The sequence below is a fragment of the Alteromonas sp. ALT199 genome (assembly GCF_018619335.1).
Lineage (GTDB): Bacteria > Pseudomonadota > Gammaproteobacteria > Enterobacterales > Alteromonadaceae > Alteromonas.
The window spans coordinates 1-16,691 of the sequence record NZ_JAHHDX010000035.1; the positions used below are offsets into that span (position 1 = coordinate 1).

At 43.7% G+C, this 16,691-nt stretch carries 13 protein-coding genes; 6 read left to right on the forward strand and 7 right to left on the reverse strand.

Annotated elements, in window-relative coordinates; translation table 11 throughout:
* Positions 1-157: 157 nt before the first annotated feature.
* Both pgm and seqA read right to left on the reverse strand, forming a co-directional pair.
* Positions 158-1,810 (reverse strand): phosphoglucomutase (alpha-D-glucose-1,6-bisphosphate-dependent), encoded by a 1,653-nt coding sequence (gene pgm, locus KL866_RS03895; protein ID WP_214993517.1) that lies wholly within the window; start codon positions 1,808-1,810, stop codon positions 158-160.
* A gap of 48 nt (positions 1,811-1,858) precedes the next feature.
* Positions 1,859-2,647, reverse strand: a complete 789-nt coding sequence (gene seqA / locus KL866_RS03900) for a replication initiation negative regulator SeqA (protein WP_025254798.1) — start codon at positions 2,645-2,647, stop codon at positions 1,859-1,861.
* Between the two features lie 245 nt (positions 2,648-2,892).
* On the opposite strand from seqA, the gene KL866_RS03905 reads away from it, so the two are divergent.
* The 6 genes from KL866_RS03905 (at position 2,893) to cynS (ending at position 10,886) form a co-directional block, all read left to right on the forward strand.
* The gene (locus KL866_RS03905; protein WP_025254797.1) at positions 2,893-3,840 is read left to right on the forward strand and encodes a MoxR family ATPase; all 948 of its coding nucleotides are present in this window, start codon (positions 2,893-2,895) and stop codon (positions 3,838-3,840) included.
* Positions 3,841-3,867: 27 nt separating this feature from the next.
* Positions 3,868-5,007: a DUF58 domain-containing protein gene (locus KL866_RS03910; protein ID WP_311236119.1), complete on the forward strand. Its 1,140-nt coding sequence runs from the start codon at positions 3,868-3,870 to the stop codon at positions 5,005-5,007.
* Positions 5,004-7,070: a DUF3488 and transglutaminase-like domain-containing protein gene (locus KL866_RS03915; protein ID WP_214993519.1), complete on the forward strand. Its 2,067-nt coding sequence runs from the start codon at positions 5,004-5,006 to the stop codon at positions 7,068-7,070. Before KL866_RS03910 ends, KL866_RS03915 begins: the two co-directional genes overlap by 4 nt.
* A gap of 456 nt (positions 7,071-7,526) precedes the next feature.
* A complete protein-coding gene (locus KL866_RS03920) occupies positions 7,527-8,375 on the forward strand; it encodes a formate/nitrite transporter family protein (RefSeq protein ID WP_025254794.1) in 849 nt (282 codons plus the stop codon).
* 123 nt (positions 8,376-8,498) lie between these two features.
* Complete coding sequence (locus KL866_RS03925) at positions 8,499-10,418, forward strand: bifunctional protein-serine/threonine kinase/phosphatase (RefSeq protein WP_025254793.1); 1,920 nt, start codon at positions 8,499-8,501, stop codon at positions 10,416-10,418.
* A gap of 18 nt (positions 10,419-10,436) precedes the next feature.
* Positions 10,437-10,886 (forward strand): cyanase, encoded by a 450-nt coding sequence (gene cynS / locus KL866_RS03930; RefSeq protein WP_025254792.1) that lies wholly within the window; start codon positions 10,437-10,439, stop codon positions 10,884-10,886.
* Between the two features lie 116 nt (positions 10,887-11,002).
* Here the strand turns inward: cynS and fusA are convergent, their stop codons facing one another.
* The 5 genes from fusA to KL866_RS03955 all read right to left on the reverse strand — a co-directional run bounded on the left by fusA (position 11,003) and on the right by KL866_RS03955 (position 16,539).
* Positions 11,003-13,087 (reverse strand): elongation factor G, encoded by a 2,085-nt coding sequence (gene fusA / locus KL866_RS03935; RefSeq protein WP_025254791.1) that lies wholly within the window; start codon positions 13,085-13,087, stop codon positions 11,003-11,005.
* Positions 13,088-13,270: 183 nt separating this feature from the next.
* Positions 13,271-14,368 (reverse strand): 23S rRNA (cytidine(2498)-2'-O)-methyltransferase RlmM, encoded by a 1,098-nt coding sequence (gene rlmM, locus KL866_RS03940; protein ID WP_214993521.1) that lies wholly within the window; start codon positions 14,366-14,368, stop codon positions 13,271-13,273.
* The gene (locus KL866_RS03945) at positions 14,361-14,873 is read right to left on the reverse strand and encodes a DUF423 domain-containing protein (RefSeq protein WP_025254789.1); all 513 of its coding nucleotides are present in this window, start codon (positions 14,871-14,873) and stop codon (positions 14,361-14,363) included. The genes rlmM and KL866_RS03945 overlap by 8 nt, the downstream gene beginning before the upstream one ends.
* Positions 14,874-14,915: 42 nt before the next feature.
* Positions 14,916-15,566 carry an alpha/beta family hydrolase gene (locus tag KL866_RS03950; protein ID WP_029661365.1) on the reverse strand — a complete coding sequence of 217 codons (651 nt, stop codon included), beginning with the start codon at positions 15,564-15,566 and terminating at the stop codon, positions 14,916-14,918.
* Positions 15,567-15,636: 70 nt separating this feature from the next.
* Complete coding sequence (locus tag KL866_RS03955; protein ID WP_025254787.1) at positions 15,637-16,539, reverse strand: transcriptional regulator GcvA; 903 nt, start codon at positions 16,537-16,539, stop codon at positions 15,637-15,639.
* Between the last annotated feature and the right edge of the window lie 152 nt (positions 16,540-16,691).

Sequence of the window (16,691 nt, forward strand, 5' to 3'; positions counted from 1 at the left end):
GAATAACTTCAGAATATGACAGCAATATAGCAGTGCACTCCACACATTGTTGTAATAATTTTGTTAAAAATACAAAAAACCGCATGAATTCGTATGCATTCATGCGGTTTTTAACATATTTGTTACAAACTAAATTTATAACGGTTCTTTTTTGTACTTATTTAATAATTTTACCTACTAAGTCTTCAGCCTCAGCGATTAATTCCTGTAAGTGAGTTTCACCATTGAAGCTTTCAGCGTAGATTTTATAGATTTGCTCGGTGCCTGACGGACGGGCAGCGAACCAGCCATTTTCTGTCGATACTTTAACACCACCGATAGCCGCGTTGTTTCCCGGCGCATGGGTTTGTACTGCTGTAATGGGCTCACCGGCCAATGTATCACTAGTAACCACAGATGCATCCATAGCCGAAAGCTTCTGCTTTTGTTCAAGTGTTGCCGCCACATCAACGCGGCTGTATACCGGTGCCGCAAACTTTTCCGTTAGCGCTTTATAGTGTTCACCTGGATCTTTTCCTGTAACGGCAAGAATTTCTGCTGCTAACAAACACAGAATGAAGCCGTCTTTATCTGTAGCCCATGTACTACCGTTGCGTTCTAGAAAAATACCGCCAGCACTTTCTTCACCAGCAAAACCTATGGTGCTATTGGACAAGCCATCAACAAACCATTTGAAGCCCACTGGCATTTCAGCCAGAGGCTTGCCAAGGCTATTGGCGACGCGATCAATCATGCTGCTAGACACCAGCGTTTTACCGATATTTAAATCATTAGGCCATTGTGGTCGGTGGGTATACAAATAGTTAATTGCCACAGCCAAATAGTGATTAGGGTTCATTAGGCCTGCGCTTTTACACACAATACCGTGTCGGTCGAAATCTGGGTCGTTGCCCCATGCTAAGTCGAAGTTATCTTTTAACTCGATAAGCCCTGCCATTGCGTAAGCAGATGAACAATCCATGCGAAGCTTACCGTCTTTGTCACGTCGCATAAAACCAAACTGTGGATCAACAGCGTCGTTAACCACTGTAATGTCCAACTTGTACTTGTCAGCAATACGCGACCAATACCCCACCCCAGCTCCACCAAGCGGATCTGTACCTAGCTTCAGATTGGCTTTCGCAATTGCTTCCATATCGACGACTTTAGCTAAGTCTTCGATATAGGGTTCCATGAAGTCTTCTTCTCGAACCAGTTTACGTGATGTCGCTTGGCGAATATCAACGCGCTGAACATCTTTGTTACCATCAGCAATTAAGTCATTTGCGCGATCTTGAATTTGCTTGGTAACGTCGCTATCGGCCGGGCCACCGTGTGGTGGGTTGTACTTAAAGCCGCCGTCTGAAGGAGGGTTGTGAGAAGGCGTAATGACGATTCCATCCGCCTTGTCTGAATTGCCAGCACGGTTATAACGAATGATAGTTCGAGAAACAACAGGCGTTGGTGTATACCCCATGCTCTCGTTATCTGCGCGCTGCACCACAACGTCTACACCATTTGCACATAAAACCTCTATTGCAGTAATCATGGCTGGCTCAGATAACGCATGGGTATCTTTACCAACAAATAACGGGCCGTCGATACCTTCTTGCTTGCGATATTCCACTAACGCTTGGCAGATTGCGCCGATGTGGGTATCAGTAAACGTAGCATTTAACGCTGTACCTCTGTGACCAGACGTACCAAAAGATACCGCTTGGCCTGGGTCATTCATATCCGGTTTGTAGCTGTAATACTGACTCACTAACTGTGCTACGTTAATGAGTTGTTCTTTTGCTGCATGCTCTCCAGCCTGCGGATGTAATGCCATGAAAATAATCCTTATTTAGAAGTTTCGTTATTCTATTACTTGGCTTTGCTATTTACCTTCCGAAGAGAAACGCGCAATCACGGTTTCAATAACATCAGGTTGATAACCTAGGTTACGCAAAACTTGTTCCAGCATATTCGTTTTCTTAGCCGTATTGTTATTTGTTACCACCCAAAACGGGCTATCTGGGATAGCTTTAGGGTTGGTACTGCTGCCGTTTTCCAGTAATGCCTCTTTACTTGTCGCAAAGTACGTACGGTTTTTACCTTTAATACTTTCTACGCGAGTAAAGTTTTCTGCATTAAGCTTGTGCGCTGCACTTAAAACAAACAAAAATTGATCTACGCGTTTTGTAAAGGTACTCAAAGCATCTTTTGACACAGCATCCAGGATGTCACGTTTTGAGTGAGTTTCACTAGATGGCGATGTATCAGACACTGCTGATGGCGCTTTCACTACCTTTGCGCTGGTGGATGCTCTTGCTCTCACAGTTTTTGCAGCAGCCTTTGCTGGTGCTTTTCTCTCAGGCGCTTTTACTGACGTGCTAGAAGCTTTCGTCGCCGCACTCGCTGACGAAGTTTTTGCTGCTTCTTTTGGTGTCGCTTCTGTTTTTACCGCTGGGCTTGGCTTACTTACTGATTCTGAAACGTCTGCACTTTTTAATTCGCTTGTTTTTGCAGGCGTTGATGAGGTAGCGCTAGGTTCAACGCCTTGCGATGCGGCCCCATCTTCAGGTAAAAGTAAACGTCTTAAAATTTGCGATGCACTCTCACCAATATGCTTAGTCTGGCTGGCGATGAAGGCATATAAATCGTCATCTATTTCAATGCTTTTCATAACTACTTCCTTTTTAAGATGCACCATTATAGACAACACAGATAAACTACGCAGCACTTAATAACAGTTGTTTTGCGGATTCGTGCATATTCAGCACTGAACAGACCTATTACATACCAACGTATGAATATATAAAGGTATGAGAATAGAAAGCGATACGCTATCGTTGCTACTATTATCAAAGCTAAATTCGTTATTTAAACGATTAATGTGCCAGAGTATTTTTTAATAAAAGTGACAAAACTATGCGCCAAGATGTTATACGTGTTCAGCAAGCCCTTAGTCAGAAAATCATTGGTAAAGACCACCAGCTGAAACTCGCGATTACTTGTTTACTTGCTAACGGGCACTTACTCATAGAAGATTTACCGGGAATGGGTAAAACCACTTTATCCCACGCCCTGTCAAAAGTCTTTGGCCTTCACTATGCGCGTATTCAATTCACCTCAGACCTGCTTCCATCCGATATGCTGGGGGTTAATATTTTTCACAGCCACGAACAGAACGAAGAAAAACGCTTCACGTTTAGACACGGCCCCATTTTTAGTCAAGTGGTATTGGCCGACGAGTTGAATAGGGCCAGCCCTAAAACCCAAAGTGCGTTGTTAGAAGCAATGGAAGAGCGTCAGGTAAGTATTGATGGTGTAACGCATCCGCTGCCCGCGCCCTTTTTTGTCATTGCTACGCAAAACCCCAGCTATCAATCGGGCACATACCCGCTACCAGAGTCGCAGCTAGACCGTTTCTTCATGCGTATTTCTTTAGGCTATCCCGCGTGGGAAGCAGAAAAGGCTATGCTTATGCAGCGGGATGCGTCAGCCCCCCTCGCCCAGATTATAGATGAAACAAACTTGATCGAGATGCAACGAGAAGTTTCGGCTATTCACACTAGCGATGCTATTTTTGACTACATACTGCGATTAGTAAGCGAAAGCAGAGAGAGCAATGATTATCCAAATCCGCTTTCACCACGAGCCAGCCGAGCATTGCTCCAAGGTGCAAAAGCATGGGCCTATGTTTCTAATAGAGAATATGTAACGCCAGAAGATGTGCAATCCGTATTCGTAGCAATTACCGCCCATAGGTTAACATTGTCTTCGCACCAAGTTGCTAATGGGCAACAAAGCCAAGCTTTCGATGGAGAAAAACTGAGTCAGAAACTTCTTGATAGCGTTGACCCTCTGGCAGCCTAATCTTAATGAGTTCTTGGAGTGCAAAACGTGCGTAAAGTGCTAGCAGTGTTGTCCAACCACTTTCAACGTCGATTATTAAAATGGCTAGACAAAAGGGTTCCAGCGTCTCACGAACACCATTTAAACCTAAACAGTATTTTTATATTGCCGAGTGGATTTGGCTGGTCTTTTATTATTTTGTCTTTGTGCTTGTTCTTGCTTGGTACCAACTATCAAAACAATTTAATGTTACTGCTTAGCTATTTGTGTTTAAGCATAATGCTCTTAACACTTTTCTATACTCACCAAAACTTTGCGCGTTTAGCTCTTAAGGCCCTTCCCCCAAGTTCATTTCACTGTAACCTGGATGGAGAAATTAAACTAAAAGTTATCCCTCATGCGAATGCACAGTCAAAAGCGTGTAACGGCGTATTGTCTATTAAGTGGCTGAGCATTGTGCGCCCCACACGTACACCAGTAAAAACAGTGAACGATAAAGATGAAAACTTAGCATCTCTGCAGTCTTACAGTTTTCCACTGACCGGAAATTCAAACCCGCAAAAAAACCAAAAACAAACACTTAACGTTCCTTTTCAAATACCAACCCGAGGCCGGTACGCTTTAGGCCGAATGACCATTGCCTGTGACTTTCCCCTTGGCCTTTATAAATGCTGGACGCACCTTGACTTCGACCAACAGGTAATTGTGTATGCAAAGCCGCAAGAAGGCCCTATTATTGTTGATAAGCTTGCCAATACAGATGATTCAGACAGTGTAAGTCAAGTAAACGCCCCTACCAGTAACGAAGATTTTTACGCATTAAACGATTATGAAATAGGACAGCCACTTAACCGCGTATCATGGAAACATGTGGCTAAAAATGGAAATTGGGTTTCTAAGTCATTTACTTCATTGCAATGCGACAGTTTTGTTCTTTCAATGCCCTCTAGCGCAGATACGGAAACAGCCATCTCAGCGCTAACCAGTGCCGCAATATCGTGGACAAGCGCGGACCGCGTGTTTGGAATACAGTACAAGGGGTTGAGTATTGCGCCTAATCAAGGAGCAAAGCACATGCACGAGTGTCTTAGTGCACTTGCCTGCTTAAACAACCACGCTTCGCAAAGCACAATTACGCCGATTTCATTATCTTCTAAAAAGAAAAACCCTATGAGATCTGTAATATGAATCACGTATTACTTAGCCGTTTGCCACAATTTATTGTGTTTAGAGGTGTATTAAGTCAGCCTTATTCTGTGGCAGTATTGATACTTTGCGCAGCGTTCTCACTTATTCTCTTTACTTTAACTACACCGTTAATGACATGGGTACTAGTGCTAGCAGGATGCGCGGTAGTTGTGAGAATTTCAGGCCTTAGTACTTTCAATAGCTTACCGACTTCACGTACTGTTAATTTACTTGCGGTACTCGCCGTATTTGCATTGTCTTGGTTTGGCCTGTCAGTCGGGCTCCTTGATAGCATGATAAATTTATTAACGGTCGCTTGCGCACTTAAAATTATGCTGGTTGAAAAGAAACGAGATTTTCACTTACTTATTTGTACCTGTTTGTTTTTAATTGGCTGTGGATTTATCTCGTCACTAAGTGTGTTTGCATGGATTGGCTATACCGGAATATTAGCACTGCTACTCGGCGCTACCGCCATTTATCATGGCGCTGCCGTTTCAACTGCAAAGCATTTTAAATTCGTAATTGTGCTTATTGTTCAAGCTTTTCCTATTGCGCTGCTTTTATTCTTATTATTGCCCCAACTCCCTCCGCTCTGGCAAATGCCAACATCAAAATCGACGGAAACTGGGCTTTCCGATACGGTGACCCCAGGCGATATAGCGTCGCTCGCGAGCTCCTCTGAGTTAGCCTTCAATGCCACATTCGAGAGCGCCGATGCTGTCCCAGATGTAGAATCTAGATATTGGCGCGCCATGACACTAGAGCATTTTGACGGAAAAACCTGGTCCATCAGCGATAAACGTAAACAAGCTGAGCAACAGTTGGCTTTCATGGGAAGGTCGACGCCTTTATCCATTTTGGAAGAGGCAAGTAAGCCTCAAGTGACAAACTACGAACTGATTGTTGAACCTACGCAGCAAACGTGGCTATTTGCTTTAGAGCCTTCCTTTCCAAACAACCGTGAAAACGGTATTTCAGTCAAAAGCCTTTTTGATTATACCCTGCGCGCCAGTAGCCCTATCTCAAGCAAAAAGGCGTTTTATCTACGCTATTTCCCTAATGCACCAATCACTAACGGATTGGGAAACTTTGAATCGCAGCTTAACCTACAACTTTCAACAAATGGTAACCCTAAAGCCAGGGCATGGGGACAGACACTTGCGAATCAATACACTAACCCGCAAGAGCGAGTTCGAGCAGTAATGAGGGAGTTCAACCACGGCAATTTCCGCTACACCCTTTCTCCCAATGCTATGCCTACAAACCCTATCGACAGCTTTCTATTTGAACAACGCGCTGGCTTTTGCGCACACTATGCTGGCGCTATGGTATATGTGCTTCGCGCCGCAAAAGTGCCAGCAAGAATGGTAACTGGCTATCAAGGCGGAAGTGCACTTAATGACAATGTGCTGCAAATAAGACAGTACGATGCTCATGCATGGGTAGAAGCATTAATTGATGGCGTGTGGATACGTTTAGACCCGACAAGTGTAGTAGCACCCTCTCGCTTAACTTTTGGTCTTGAGCATGCGTTAGAAGAATTAGGAGAGTCCAGGCAAACGACGATTTTGCGCGAATTTAGTAACTCGGCTTTCTTTACTACCCTGCAAAGCTGGTTTCAACAGCTTGACTATTCGTGGAGCAAGTGGGTACTAGGCTTTGATAATGCGGCGCAATCAAACATGCTTGAAGAGCTATTAGGTGCTTTGACACCGCAAAAAATGCAAGTTGTTTTTTTATCTGTCGTCGGCCTTATTGGGCTCATTTTGGCTATTTACTTCTTGCCCAAGCGACAGCGTAAGACATTATCGCCCTCCCATGTCATTTTGCTGAATGCCATTCAATACATTGAAACTAAAACGGGGATCAAAAGAGGTCATAGGACTTTATCCGCCTATTTGGCTGAGGTCCTTCCTTTAATCAATGCAGATTCAGCCAAGGTATTTAAGCAGCTTTGTGAGCTATTCGAGCGAAATATTTATGCTCACCAGGCCGAAAGCTCCCGCGTTCATCTCATCATGAAGCGCCAATTAAAAACGCTAAAGCAAACGCTAAAATAGTAGCTAATGTAAAAACTATCGTAGAAGTAGTTGCACCTTAAATACTCATTATCCCACCTTTTTAGTGCAAAACTTTAATGTGTGTTATTGCTTACACAAATACATTCTCACTTTACAAAATTTGTAACCAACTGTTTTTAAAGATGATTAAAAGCCTCATTAAGTGTTTTTTTAGTATTGGCACTTTTTTAGCTTTACACCAGTAGACAGTTAAAACTCGAGAGCGCTTGCTAAAATGCATGTTCTCACCAGGGTTTTCGTGCACAAAGGCGTGCACATGAACAAAGGTTTATCTGTTAGCGAATACAATGCATAAGTTTTGGACAAAGGCGTCCCCAGTACTTTCCCACGAGAGCACTGCGGACGCCTTTTTTTGATCTTCTGAAACGCATGAAAATAGTTAGATTCCGAACCACTAATTACAACTTATTAATAACGACAACGTGAGGTGAAACCATGGCTTATCTTCTCCCCGCTGAGTTTGCGACCAAAATGGTAGATGCAGGCGAAGCAAAAATATATATGTCTACACGAGATACCCTAATTCGCGCATATATGGCGGGTGCAATTTTGGCATTGGCTGCCGTATTTGCGATAACCATCGCCGTACAAACTGGCGTGTTTCTGCTTGGTGCAGTTTTATTCCCAGTTGGCTTTTGTATGCTTTACCTTATGGGGTTTGACCTTTTAACAGGTGTTTTTGTACTAACACCTCTCGCTTGGCTCGCACAGCGCCCCGGTGTTACACCGAAACAAATTCTACGAAATTGGGGATTAGTGTTTTTAGGTAACTTTGGTGGTGCTTTAACAGTAGCGTTTATGATGTCGTTCATCTTTACCATGGGCTACAACGTCGACGGTGGTGCAATAGCCACTAAGGTCGCCAGCATCGGTGAAGCGCGAACGCTTGGCTATGCAGAGCACGGTGCTGCGGGCTGGTTCACCATTTTCATTCGCGGCATGCTATGTAACTGGATGGTGTCGTTAGGCGTAGTGGGCGCAATGATTTCAACTCACGTTAGCGGCAAGGTACTCGCCATGTGGATGCCAATCATGCTGTTCTTCTTTATGGGCTTTGAACACTCTGTTGTTAATATGTTCCTTTTCCCATTCGGTCTTATCATGGGTGGTGACTTCTCTGTAATGGATTACTTCATCTGGAATGAAATCCCAACTGCTTTGGGCAACTTAGTAGGCGGCTTGGCATTTACTGGTCTTACGCTGTATACGACGCACGTAAAGACTCTACCAAAACGTACTATTCCTGTTGATAAAGCGGCTGCATCGCAAACGCTCCCTATTTAAACAAGGCTTGTAGACTTCTGCCATCACGACCTATATCTGCACTAATGGTCGTGATGGCATTATTCGTTACATAAGTGAGTATTCGAGCAAATAATTCACTAAACAGGTAAAAAGCGTTTAAACATGAATGACCAAGTAACGCTAAACAAGCCGATTTCCCCTCTACCTAGCAAGTTTCGTGTGAGTGCATATTCAACACGTGGCGTTAAAGCAATTAATCAAGACGCCTATGCTTTCCATGTTGCGTCTGATGAACTTAGTCAAAGTAGCGTTTTCGTTATCGCTGATGGCGTAAGCAGCAGCACTGTCAGTCAAGTTGCTAGCGACTTTGCGACTCGACAATTTATTAAGCTGTTCAAGATCGCTCCTGAACAATGGTCTATAAAAAACCGCGCTGAAACTATTATCAAAGAGTTAAACGCGCTCCTTTATACCCGCACACAGAAAAGCCCTTTTTGCTATACCCCAGAAAAAGGTTATGTTTGTACGCTATCGGTGGCAATTGTAACGGGTAGTCATGTTGATGTATTTCATGTGGGAGATAGCCAAGTTCAGGTTATGCAGAAAGGCGCAAAAAGCGCTAAGTTGCTAACTCAACCTCATCGCCAAATATCAGAAAGCGATCCTACGCAAACTTATCTTTCTAATGCCTTAGGCGTAAAGGCAAGCATCGACATTGACCATTCGTCGTTGACACTCAATTCTTCTAGTGCTTTTGCATTAAGTACTGACGGTGTTTATGAATTTATAGCGCTTCCTAGCATACTCAACAAAATAAATAGTGCTAACTCGCTTTCTGAAAACCAAGCAGCATTGGTGGTACACGAGGCATTTAGCAAAGGAAGTGATGACAACCTCACATTACTTCTTGTAAAAGTTGATATCGAACATCCTATCGTCGCTAGTGATAGAAATCTTGATTCAGGCGCCAATTCTTCCCCTTCTTCTACCCAGACATCACCTGGAGTAAACACGCCGGAGCTCGACACGCAGAGAACTAATGCAGCAGTACCTAACACTGACGCAAGTTATCTTAACACGCAGCTTGCTGGGCAAGAGGGGGAAGAGTCGACTGCGCCAAATCTTGAAACCGGTGACGAAATTGATGACTTAAAACTAGAGCGACAGCTTTATACTTCGGCACGAAGCCATGTATTTATTGCTACTATTGCGTCGTCCAACGGTTCGCATACAAATGACCCCGTGGTAGTAAAAACCCCGGCTACAGACTTTACACAATCGCCAGAGATGTTAAATGCTTTTCTAATTGAAAGCTGGTTTTCAAGGCGTGTTAGTTCTGCACATGTCATGAAAAGCCCTACTTTTACCGATTTAGGACTACCTCACTCTCCATCGGCTTTTTATAGCGTAAGTGAGTATGTTCAAGGCCAAACCCTGGCACAATGGGCTGTAGATAACCCCACGCCTACTCTAGAGCAGATTAGAAACATTATTGAACAGGTTGGCAATGGCTTGCAGGCCCTGCATCGACAAGGCATTCTTCACAGGGATTTACGCTTAGAGAATATAATGATTAGCGAACAGGGCCACTGTACTATCATTGACCTTGGTTCGGCAGCCTTAGTCGATGCGCCTAGCCTTTATAGCAGTGCACCAATTCCCGGCGCGGCACTTTTTGCTGCACCCGAGTACTTTTTAGGAAATGTAGGCACAGAGCGCTCCGACCTGTTCTCCCTAGCTGTACTCACCTACTTCCTTCTGTGCGGTCGTTACCCATACCACACTAAGCTCGCTCATTGCCGCACTTTGTCTGAGCAGAAAAAACTGAAGTACGAGACGGCGTTAGATCCCAAACGAGCAATTCCAACATGGATTGATAGCGCACTTAAACGTGCTCTACATGTGAACCCAGACAAACGCTACTCATCGCTCTCTGAATTTATATATTCACTTCGGTACCCGAATCCATCGCAACAAATGGCTTATGAGCCTTTAGTTAAACGCCACCCACTTTTTGTATACAAGGCACTAATACTGGCCCTTATTTTTAGCAATCTAGTAACGCTCATTTTATTTAATTAACCCATTGAGGAAATACTAATGATTACATCAAGAACACAAGTTACCGACATGATCCAATCAGCCAAAATTTTAAAAGGCATAAAGTGGAGTCAAATTGCTGAGGTTATAGGTCAATCTAAAGAGTGGAGTACAGCAGCATGCTTAGGCCAGATGGCCATGACAAAACAGCAAGCAGAAGCTGTAGGCGAATTACTTGAACTTTCAGATGAAGCCATTGCTTGGCTTCAGATTGTGCCTTATAAAGGTTCGTTGCCAACAGAAGTGCCTACCGACCCGCTTATTTATCGCTGGTACGAATTAGTAAGTGTATACGGTACAACGCTAAAAGAACTCATTCATGAGGAGTTCGGCGACGGCATCATGAGCGCCATTGATTTTTCTATGGATTTACAGCGTGAGAATGATCCTAAAGGCGACCGCGTTAGCGTGGTTATGTCAGGGAAGTTTCTGCCTTACAAAATGTACTAAAACAATGTACTAAAGCGCAGTTCTATAGACATAAAAAAGCCGGTCGAATGACCGGCTTTTTTGTATTTTTTGAAGCGTAAGCTAACCCAAGGTTAACTTACGTTCGCAAAGGCTAATTACTTAGCGTCTTTACGAGCTTTCGCTTCTTCAATTACTTTGTCAGCTACGTTTTGAGGACATGGTGCGTAATGGCTGAATTCCATAGAGAATTGACCACGACCAGATGTCATAGTACGTAGTGAACCGATGTAACCAAACATTTCTGATAGTGGAACGTCAGCTTTAATACGTACGCCAGTTAAACCAGCTTCTTGGTCGCTTAGCATGCCACGACGACGGTTAAGGTCACCAATTACATCACCAACGTGATCTTCTGGTGTAAACACGTCAACCTTCATGATTGGCTCAAGAAGTTGTGCACCCGCTTTTGGAATTGACTGACGGAAAGCGCCTTTAGCAGCAATTTCGAACGCGATTGCAGATGAATCTACTGCGTGGAAACCACCGTCGTAAAGCTCTACTTCAACGTCTAGTACTGGGAAGCCAGCAAGAACACCTTCGCCCATCATCGACTTGAAGCCTTTCTCAACTGCTGGGAAGAATTCTTTAGGAACGTTACCACCAACAACAGATGATGTGAACGTGAAACCAGAACCTACTTCACCTGGCTTGATGCGGTAATCAATTTTACCAAACTGACCAGAACCACCAGACTGCTTCTTGTGCGTGTAGCTATCTTCAACTGCTTGCGTGATAGTTTCACGGTAAGCAACCTGTGGCTGACCAACAATAAGGTCTACACCGTAAGTACGCTTAAGAATGTCTACTTTGATATCTAGGTGAAGCTCACCCATACCTTTAAGGATAGTTTCGCCTGAGTCTTCATCAGTCTCAACTTGGAAAGATGGATCTTCTGCAATCATTTTACCGATAGCGATACCCATTTTCTCATTTCCGCCTTTATCTTTAGGCTGAACAGCAATCGAGATTACTGGCGTTGGGAAAACCATTGGCTCTAGCGTAACTGGGTCTTTAGGATCACATAGTGTGTGACCTGTTTGTACGTTCTTCATGCCAACGATAGCGATAATGTCACCCGCTTGCGCGCTTGACAGTTCAATACGCTCATCAGCCTGCATTTCAACCATACGACCAACACGCTCTGTTTTACCAGTAAATGAGTTAAGGATGGTGTCACCCTTGTTCAATTTACCCGAGTAAATACGTACGAATGTTAGTGCACCAAAACGGTCATCCATTATCTTAAACGCTAACGCTTTAAACGTTTCGTCTGCAGATACAATAGCATGTTCGCCTGTTTCGTTACCTTCTTCGTCCATAAGAGGTTGAGGGTCAACTTCTGTAGGCGCTGGAAGATAGTCAACAACAGCGTCAAGTACTAGTTGAACACCTTTATTTTTGAATGCAGAACCACAATATGTTGGGAAGAACGCAAGGTCGCGAGTACCTTTACGGATACAACGCTTGATATCTTCAATAGAAGGAGTTTCACCTTCCATGTACGCTTCCATGATGTCATCGTCTTGCTCTACAGCAGTTTCGATAAGCATCTCATGGTATTTTTCAACTTTATCAACCATGTCTGCAGGAACGTCTTGAATCTCATAGTTTTCAGGAAGACCTGTGTCATCCCAAACGTATGCTTTCTTCGTAAGAACGTCTACAACACCCACGAAATCATCTTCGATACCAATTGGTAGCGTCATGACAAGAGGCACAGCACCAAGTACTTTACGTACTTGCTCAGTTACACGGTAAAAATCAGCACCCATACGGTCTAATTTGTTTACAAAAATAACACGTGCAACTTCAGATTCGTTAGCATAACGCCAGTTGGTTTCTGATTGTGGCTCAACACCGCCAGAACCACAGAATACACCGATACCGCCATCAAGTACTTTTAATGAACGATATACTTCAACTGTAAAGTCAACGTGTCCTGGAGTATCGATAACGTTAAAACGGTGATCCTTCCAGAAACAGCTAACCGCTGCAGACTGGATGGTAATACCACGCTCTGCTTCCTGTTCCATGAAATCTGTAGTTGATTCACCATCGTGAACCTCACCAGTTTTATGGATTTTACCAGTAAGCTTCAAGATACGTTCTGTTGTGGTAGTTTTACCCGCGTCTACGTGGGCGAAAATACCAATGTTTCTGTAATGAGATAATTCTGACATTAGTTCACTTTCATTGGTTCAGAGTAAAAAAACGGCTGGATTATAAAGGATTTCTATACCAGATTTACACCTTTTTTAGCATAAACCTCAAATACGCTTATTAAAATCCGCGCCAGCATCAATTCTTTTCTATAAGCATCAATAACTTAATAGGTTATTGTACTTTTTTAAAAAATAACAAAATCACACCTCATTAGCTGAAGTGCGAACAATTGTTACTGTAACTTCATCTCTATCGTGGTAGAGATGCCTAACTTTAACCGCGAATGCATCATCTAAAGCATTTAAACGGTTGTTTAGCAACGCCATGGCTTCAATTACAGTTTCATAGCGCTGTTTCATAGGTAGCTTTAGATTAAAAATGGCGTGGGTTGCCCAGTGCTTGACTAGCCAGTCCCCCATTAACTTCGCTACTCTATCGGGTTGTTCTATCATATCACAGACAAGCAGATCGACGCGACCAAATTGTGGTCGATAGGTAAACCCGTCTACAGCGTGATGTTCAACCAGCCCCGTGCTCATTAAACTATCGGCAACAAGTCCATTGTCGATAGCTTCAACATACATACCACGTTTCACCAGTTGATAAGTCCAGCCACCGGGGCATGCACCCAAGTCAACCGCGCGCCCACCACTTCTCAATACCTTTGTTTGCTGCTTTTCACTCAGCATATTCACAAGTGCATCTTCAAGTTTAAGCGTTGAACGACTAGGCGCATCGCTTGGGAATTTTAAACGGCAAATACCTAAGTGGTCACGACTTGCATGACTGGGTAATGTATAGCCAATATGACAAATTTCAAATGATTCAAAGAAAATATGTAACTTTGGTTTACCTAAATTTTCTTTAGCGGTGAGCCACGCAGCTTTTCTCAACGCTTGGCGAAGAGGAACCGTAAACTTACGACAAAATTTAGCGAGGGTTTTACCATCCTCGGTATCAGGGTACTCCACATCAATAGCACCAAAAATAGAAAACGGCTTTTCTACTTCTTTTAGTGCCTCAAGTACCTGCCCCACTCTATCTTCTTTTTCCACTTCAGTTAACGTGGCAAAAACAGCCACAAGCTGTCGAGGAAAGATGCTTTCATGAACAGCAAGCTGAGTAATAGTTTGCTCTAATTGTGCAGCATCGTATAAATGGTAGTGCACGAAACCGCTGTTTTTCTTTGACACCGGGTAACCGTAGCACTGGGCTTCACCGTATCTAGACGTAAGTTCGTTAGCCGTGTCGTTTTCATAACCTGGTCGGCAATAGCCTAAAATACTGGCATTAGACATTACCTGCTCCCTTGTCTTGGTCTACGTTTTTGTGTTGATTCACGTGTTTAGTATTTGTTTGGTTGGCATCAGCAAGGTTTTGCTGCGCGCTTTCGTTCTCTTTAGAATGCCCCATAAACAAGCCAATAAATAATAAAACCCAGCCGGTGATAAAGAAAAGGCCGCCTAAAGGGGTAATGGGTCCAAACCATTTAATACCGCTTATCGCTAGCGCGTATAAACTTCCGCTAAACAACACCGTACCGGTAACAAAACAAAACGCCGCACGATTAACCCACTTCGATGATACATAAGCAGATAGAGCGGGCAGTAGCAATAAGGTTAGTGCGTGATACATCTGATAACGCACGCCTATCTCAAACGTGTTGAGTTGCTGTGGCGTTAACACACTCTTTAAACCATGTGCGCCAAACGCCCCTAGAACAACCGCTAAGCCCGCAAGTAGCGCTCCAATGACAAGATAAGGTTTAGCAAGGGTGGCTAAACCAAGGTTTTCGTTTTCCATTAGTTTAATCGTTCGCTTTTATTTTAGGTTTCGTTGGCAACATCATAGAGTCACATTGCGGTTTATAAACGCTGTTGTTAACTTGGCAGCTTTTACAATATGCTCCTGCTGGGTTTTACCGCTGGCTTTTCGGGGTTTGAAACTGTGGTCACCGTCTTCTAAAAATACGCACTCAATAATTGATGGTAACGCGTAGTTCTCTGCACCACTTTCTATCTCATTTTTAGTACCAAAGGTATCTCTTTCGCCCTGAATAATAAGTAGAGGTTTCGTTGCCGTTAGTAGATGTTCGGTTCTAGTCTTTTCAGGCTTGCCAGGTGGGTGAAATGGATAGCCCAGCGCTATTGCACCTTTTACGTTGCTTATACCTTCATACACCATGGTGGCCATACGCCCACCCATCGACTTTCCGCCTATAAATAACGGTAGGTTATGCAAAGCTTCATTGTCCCTACTGCATACTTCAATTACTGCAGCGAAGTGTGACATAAGTTTGTCGGCTTTATCAGGGGGTCTTCTCTTGCCGGTAGCTTTGATGGTTTGCATATAAGGGAAATTGAAGAGCACCGTAGATATGCCTTGAGCAACAAGTTCGTTTGCCATATCTTGCATGAACTCGTGCTCTTTACCTGCACCAGCGCCGTGACCAAGTATTAAGCATGCAACTGGCGCTTTGGCAACGTGCATTTCCATATCGAAAACAGAGTCGCTTGTATTCGTTACTGTATTGGTTTGTGTATTGCTTTCGTGTGTTTTAAGCATCTTACAACAAGTCCTCCTGCTCAGCTTCAACCAGCGCTAAGATCCAGTCTCTAAACGCTGCAATTTTACCTAGCTCAGCCTGCGATTCTTCACACACTAAATAAAATGCATCTCGGCTCTCCACCCGTTCTTCAAATGGCATAACAAGTCGGCCTGCCTCAATTTCTGGCCTTGCTAGTACTGTATTGCCCAATGCAATACCTTGTCCAAGCGCCGCGGCTTGCAATACCAACATAGAGTGGCTGAAGACTGGGCCGTGGTTTACATTCACGCCCACAACGCCAACATGTTTAAGCCAGTTTTTCCACGCAGTACGGCTTAAATCGTGAAGTAAAACATGATGCCGTAAATCAGATAAGCTGGACAAAGGCTTAGGACCTTGAAAAAGCATTGGAGAGCACAGCGGCGTTAGAAATTCTCTGTGAAGCTGATCAGCCTGTAAACCAGCCCAGCGACCTTTGCCGTAATATACTGCAACGTCCACATCGTCTTCTAAAAAGCCTTCGTCGAAGTCTACCGCTTTGATACGTACATCGATGTCTGGATGCGCCAAACTAAACTTATGAATACGGGGTACCAACCACTGGCTTGCAAAGCTAGGTGGCATAGCGACTGTGATGGCACCTTTACTGCCTTTCGCAAGCAATCTTTCCGTCGCGTCTTGTAAGTTTTTAAAGATATCTTTTAACTCTAAGAAATAGGCCTGCCCTTCTTCGGTAAGAAGCAACGTTCTATTTCTTCTTAGAAATAGCTTCATAGATAAAAAATCTTCAAGGGCTTTTATTTGATGACTCACCGCTGCTTGAGTAACAAAAAGCTCATCAGCGGCCTTGGTAAAGCTTAAATGGCGCGCCGCCGCTTCGAACGACTTTAAGGCATTAAGAGGGGGTAAACGTCGGTGCATATATCGTTTTCAAATCCAGTGTGACCGAAGCATGACGAATGCATTAGTTTTTCTAATAACAACCCATACTTTTACTCGTTTTATTTTTCGCCACCTACTGACTATAATTTACCCGAAATTAAGAAAGAGCATTTAATTTCAGTACATTATGG

Excerpts from the sequence above, each read along its gene's own strand:
- KL866_RS03920 (WP_025254794.1), top strand. The coding sequence starts at position 7,527 with ATGGCTTATCTTCTCCCCGCTGAGTTTGCGACCAAAATGGTAGATGCA.
- KL866_RS03945 (WP_025254789.1), bottom strand. The coding sequence starts at position 14,873 with ATGGAAAACGAAAACCTTGGTTTAGCCACCCTTGCTAAACCTTATCTT.
- KL866_RS03905 (WP_025254797.1), top strand. The coding sequence starts at position 2,893 with ATGCGCCAAGATGTTATACGTGTTCAGCAAGCCCTTAGTCAGAAAATC.
- KL866_RS03915 (WP_214993519.1), top strand. The coding sequence starts at position 5,004 with ATGAATCACGTATTACTTAGCCGTTTGCCACAATTTATTGTGTTTAGA.
- KL866_RS03950 (WP_029661365.1), bottom strand. The coding sequence starts at position 15,566 with ATGGAAATGCACGTTGCCAAAGCGCCAGTTGCATGCTTAATACTTGGT.
- pgm (WP_214993517.1), bottom strand. The coding sequence starts at position 1,810 with ATGGCATTACATCCGCAGGCTGGAGAGCATGCAGCAAAAGAACAACTC.
- KL866_RS03925 (WP_025254793.1), top strand. The coding sequence starts at position 8,499 with ATGAATGACCAAGTAACGCTAAACAAGCCGATTTCCCCTCTACCTAGC.
- seqA (WP_025254798.1), bottom strand. The coding sequence starts at position 2,647 with ATGAAAAGCATTGAAATAGATGACGATTTATATGCCTTCATCGCCAGC.
- KL866_RS03955 (WP_025254787.1), bottom strand. The coding sequence starts at position 16,539 with ATGCACCGACGTTTACCCCCTCTTAATGCCTTAAAGTCGTTCGAAGCG.
- rlmM (WP_214993521.1), bottom strand. The coding sequence starts at position 14,368 with ATGTCTAATGCCAGTATTTTAGGCTATTGCCGACCAGGTTATGAAAAC.
- fusA (WP_025254791.1), bottom strand. The coding sequence starts at position 13,087 with ATGTCAGAATTATCTCATTACAGAAACATTGGTATTTTCGCCCACGTA.
- cynS (WP_025254792.1), top strand. The coding sequence starts at position 10,437 with ATGATTACATCAAGAACACAAGTTACCGACATGATCCAATCAGCCAAA.